This is a genomic window from Flavobacterium sp. GT3R68 (assembly GCF_007109225.1).
Taxonomy (GTDB): domain Bacteria; phylum Bacteroidota; class Bacteroidia; order Flavobacteriales; family Flavobacteriaceae; genus Flavobacterium.
This window is the reverse complement of record NZ_VJZK01000011.1, coordinates 1-5,078: the sequence shown is the minus strand read 5'-3', so window position 1 is coordinate 5,078 and position 5,078 is coordinate 1. Positions and strand designations below refer to the sequence as shown.

5 protein-coding genes are annotated in these 5,078 nt (G+C 32.3%); 4 read left to right on the top strand and 1 reads right to left on the bottom strand.

Going from position 1 to position 5,078, the window contains the following annotated elements; all coding sequences use genetic code 11:
* Both FNW07_RS13450 and FNW07_RS13445 read left to right on the top strand, forming a co-directional pair.
* A partial coding sequence (locus tag FNW07_RS13450; RefSeq protein WP_221931749.1) for a hypothetical protein occupies positions 1-410 on the top strand: 410 nt, incomplete at its 5' end.
* 915 nt (positions 411-1,325) lie between these two features.
* Positions 1,326-2,318: a phosphotransferase gene (locus tag FNW07_RS13445; RefSeq protein WP_126745369.1), complete on the top strand. Its 993-nt coding sequence runs from the start codon at positions 1,326-1,328 to the stop codon at positions 2,316-2,318.
* Positions 2,319-2,640: 322 nt separating this feature from the next.
* Here the strand turns inward: FNW07_RS13445 and FNW07_RS13830 are convergent, their stop codons facing one another.
* Positions 2,641-2,838 carry a hypothetical protein gene (locus tag FNW07_RS13830; RefSeq protein WP_185964653.1) on the bottom strand — a complete coding sequence of 66 codons (198 nt, stop codon included), beginning with the start codon at positions 2,836-2,838 and terminating at the stop codon, positions 2,641-2,643.
* 19 nt (positions 2,839-2,857) lie between these two features.
* Between FNW07_RS13830 and FNW07_RS13440 the strand changes: the two genes are divergently transcribed.
* Together FNW07_RS13440 and FNW07_RS13435 are read left to right on the top strand one after the other, a co-directional pair.
* A complete protein-coding gene (locus tag FNW07_RS13440) occupies positions 2,858-4,393 on the top strand; it encodes a T9SS type A sorting domain-containing protein (protein WP_158626886.1) in 1,536 nt (511 codons plus the stop codon).
* A gap of 167 nt (positions 4,394-4,560) precedes the next feature.
* Positions 4,561-4,836, top strand: a complete 276-nt coding sequence (locus FNW07_RS13435) for a hypothetical protein (protein WP_126745330.1) — start codon at positions 4,561-4,563, stop codon at positions 4,834-4,836.
* The last annotated feature ends 242 nt before the right edge of the window (positions 4,837-5,078 follow it).

Below are 5,078 nucleotides of genomic sequence, written 5' to 3'. Positions count from 1 at the left end.
TGATAACCGGAAGTTTGGTATATATTTGCAATTGTCCCGTGACAGGCAAGCCACTGAATGCAAGCCGCGGGGACGTTAGCTGCAACCTTAAAAATAACTCCGTTAAAATGTTACTACAGAAGATTCTTTATAAACTTTCATTTCTCTTAGGATTATTACTTTTATTGGTTGGTTTAATAATGAAATTTTTAAGTTTATCTTCAAGTGGTTTAGTATTCAGTAAGCAAGGAAATATTTCGCATGGAACATTAGATGGGAATGGAACCTTAGTTTTATCTGTTATGATTTTTGCATTCGCTATATGGAATTACAAAAGTTATTTGGAAGATAAAAAAGAAAAAGATTTACTGCGGAAAAAAGAAAAAAATGAATTATTGCTAAGACAAAAAAAAAATAAAGGCAGCAGCTAACAGCGGTTTGCCTCAATGGCTTATTCTGTGTTTCTTTAGAAAATCCGCTGATAACTCAAAGTTTGGTTTATATTTGTCATTGTTCGGTGAGAGCAACGCCACTGAGGCAAGCCACCGGACGTTATCTGGAACAATATTTCAGAAATTCCCGCCAAATCATAATGACAGTTTTTTGAAACATTTATTAAGTTAAATCTTGTCGAGTTTTGAAACCTAAAAACCGAACTTACGCTGAAAATTGGAATCGTAAAAAGCCGAACTCACTCAAAAAATTTATCGAAAGCCAAACTGACGCCGAAAACTGAAACGTAAAAACCGAACTTACTCATAACATATTTCGTCGAAAACCAAACTGATCCTAAGAATTGCTCCAGATAACATCGGTTTGCATCAATGGCTTAATTTCGTGTTTCTTTAGAAAATACGCTGATAACTTAAAGTTTGGTTTATATTTGCAATTGTCCGGTGTCAGGTAAGCCACTGAATGCAAGCCGCGGGGACGTTAACTGTAACAATCTGAAAACGTTTACGGTGAACATAACCAAAATGTGAAATTCGGATTTTTGTCCACTTTTACCCTACTTCCAAAAAGTTTGCGCTTAACCGAAATCTTGTCTTGTACTTGCCGTTTGATTGGCTTAACAGAAAGCTGAAAACGCAACGTTGAATAGTTGGCTGAATAATTCCGTAAGCAGAATCGTGAAACCAAACAAAGCGTAAAAACAATATTGCGCCGAAAGAAATTGCAACAGTTAACATCGGTTTGCATCAATGGCTTAATTCCGTGTTTCTTTAGAAAATACGCTGATAACCGGAAGTTTGGTATATATTTGCAATTGTCCCGTGACAGGCAAGCCACTGAATGCAAGCCGCGGGGACGTTAGCAGCAAGCCGTCCAAAAAAACTAAAAAATTGATGACGAAAGAATTTCCAGTAACAAACTCAACACTTTCAGCTAATAAAATTGGAGAATTATTACAGCATAAATATGGTTTAAGCGAAAATACTGAATGTAAACTTTTCAGAGCTGCAATGAACCACGTTTATATGATTTCTGATAATAATGAGAAATATGTATTTCGTGTCTATACTTTTGATTGGAGAACAAAAATTGAAATAGCTGAAGAATTAAGGCTTTTAAAACACTTAAAAGAAAATAAAACTAATGTTTCATTCCCAATAGCTGATAATTTAAATGAATATATTCAAGAATTAAATGCTCCTGAAGGAAAAAGGTTTGGCGTATTATTTTCGTTTGCAGATGGCGCAAAATCAGCAAGATTTACAGCGGAAACAAGTTTTTTTATTGGACAAGCATTAGCAAAAGTTCACAAATCAGCAGAAAAGTTTGCATTAAACAGAATAACATACAACAATAGAACTTTACTTATAGATTCCGTTAAACGAACGCGAGAATTCTTTAAAAAAGAAACTGATGAAACAAAATTTATAGAAAGATTAGCTAATTATCTTCAAAATGAATTTGATAATATAGAAAATGAACAAATTAGATTTGGAGCAGTTCATCTCGACGTATGGTTTGATAATATGCATTTTAATGACGAAAATAAAGTTACGATTTTTGATTTTGATTTCTGTGGCAATGGATGGTTATGTCTAGATATTTCATACTTTTTATTTCAATTATTCATAACAAACCTAGACGAGAATGATTACAAAGTAAAAGCAGAAAGTTTTCTTAAAGGATACGAAACCATATCTGAAATTAGTAAAAATGAAAAACGTATTTTACCTATTGCCTGTCTAGCAATTATGACATATTACATAAGTATGCAATGCGATAGATATGACTATTGGACAAACCTTTTTTTAAATGAAGACCATTTGAAAAGATTTGTCGGTAATTTGAAACGATGGATTGCATATAATGAAATCGAAATAAAATAAGGCCAGCTGCTAACATCGGTTTGCATCAATGGCTTAATTTAGTGATTCTTTAGAAAATACGCTGATAACTCAAAGTTTGGTTATATTTGCAATTGTCCGGTGCTAGGCAAGCCACTGAATGCAAGCCGCGGGGACGTTATCTATAACCGTATTACAAAAATTTCGGTAAAATTAAAATATCGCTTTTCTTGACTTAAAAGCCAAACTTACTCAGAAAATTGGAAGCGGGAAAATGCCGAACTCACATAAAAAACAAATCACTGCAAAGCCAAACTGACGCCGAAAAGTGGAAGCGCTAAAAGCCGAACTTACTCAAAAAATATTATGCCGAAAAACCAAACTGAACCGAAGAACGGCAATAGATAACATCGGTTTGCATCAATGGCTTATTTCGTGTTTCTTTAGAAAATACTCTGATAACCGGAAGTTTGGTATATATTTGCAATTGTCCGTGACAGGCAAGCCACTGAATGCAAGCCGCGGGGACGTTGGCAGAAATGATAAGTGCAAAACCAGACATTAATTATAAAATAGACACTATGAAAAAAAATGTATTGTTAATATTTATACTATTTGGGTTAAACTCATACTCTCAAACTTATGTTTTGGATAATACATTTGGTAATTCAGGCACTATGACTTATAATAATCGCCTTTATCATGTAAAAAATGGATTATTAGTTAATAACAATTACTATTTTATTTCTAGTAATACAATTGCTAAAGTGGATTATAATGGACAAATTGTAACAGCGTTTGGAACGAACGGTTTTAAAGCATTACAACAAACTAACGAAACTTTAACTATAGTAAATTTTGTTTTTTCCAATAATTACTTTTATATATATGGTTCTGTTAAAAATAATAGCACTAATAATATAGATATCTATATTATTAGAATAGATGAAAACGGAAATTATGATTCTAGCTTTGGAACAAACGGGATAGTAAAATTAGATTTTGGTCTTCAGGAAAATATTTCAAGTTTTTTAACAGAATCATCTGGAAGTCTTTATTGCATCGGAACTAGATTTAATCAAAATGTTACTAACACTAGTAGGTTAATACTTTTCAAAATTAATAATGATGGGTCTATAAACACTTCTTTTAATCTAAATGGGTTTAAAGAAATTTCTCTTGACTTGAGTACTAGTGGTTCAGAAATCATTCCCTATAACAGTCAATTTATGCTTTTGGGTACCACGACAGGGAATGATGGAACTTATAATCGAACAAAGATATTGATAACCGAAGTTGATGGTAATGGAAATTCAAATACATCTTTTGGAATTAATGGCTTCAAAACTATCCCTTTGGCAAATTCGGGAATTTACTACAACACCATAAAGAATGTTCAATTATTGAATAATACATTATATATAAATATGAATCAAGGTGGAGCGATGTTAGGTGATAACAGTAATAACCTATTGATATATAATTTAATTAATGACCAAATAGAATCCTCCATTACTCATGGAGAATTCTTTTATAACAAAATCATTGATAATAAAGTATTTTTGACCTCATATTGTTACTCCTGTTGTGGTACTAATTATTATGCTTGTGATAATACTTTTGAATTAAGAAAATTCAATCTTGACGGAATAACTGATTCTTCTTTCCACATCAATGGACTTTATTCATATGAATTTACTTATGCTGGTGTTCCAGGTGAACCTGTAATAGGTGATAGTAGATCATATGTTTTTATAAAAGAACCAAGTGGAAAAATTTTAATTGCAGGCTTTATTTATAAAGTATTTAGTACTCCTGGTTTTTCAGCATTAAGAATTGTCGAGGGAGCTTTAGGGTTAAATTCTATTGTCCATAATGATAAAAATAATTTTTATCCGAATCCATTTAATAACAAAATTATTTTTAAAAACACTACTCCAATAAAAAATGTTGAAGTATATGATTTAGTTGGCAGAAAAATCAATAAACCTTCATTTCAATATGAAAATGATAATACAACCATAGATTTATCAAACATAATAGAAAAAGGAACCTACTTACTCAGAATTACTACAGAACATAATGAAATTATTACACAAAAGATAATTAAAAATTAAATCACTTCTGCCAACAGCGGTTTGCCTCAATGGCTAATTCTGTGATTCTTTAGAAAATACGCTGATAACTCAAAGTTTGGTTTATATTTGTGACTGTTTGGTGATGTGAACGCCACTGAGGCAAGCCACCGGACGTTAGCTGCAAGCATAAAACGACTTGCAATAAAATGAATAAAATGTGTGAAAAACTGAAACTGAATTCTTCTATTGATTTCGAAAATGTAGACACTCCAATCGTCTACAGCGAAAAATTTGACGAATATGGTGTGAAAATTTGGGATGGCGGAACTTCATCTATTTCAATTGAATTTTGCCCTTGGTGCGGACAAAAACTACCGAATTCAAAAAGAGACCAATGGTTTGATGAAATTGAGAAACTTGGCATCGATCCATGGAATGGTAAAATACCCGAAAAATATCTGAGTGACAAATGGTATCGTTAAAAAAAATGCCAGCAGCTAACATCGGTTTGCATCAATGGCTTAATTCGGTGTTTCTTTAGAAAATACGCTGATAACTCAAAGTTTGGTTTATATTTGCAATTGTCCGCGACATTCAAGCCACTGAATGCAAGCCGCGGGGACGTTAGCTGTAATTTTAAACCTTACAGGAGAATTCAATAACCTAACGCAACAAATTATAAATTTTATATTTGTTGTTTTATGGAGAAATCACACAAAAGATT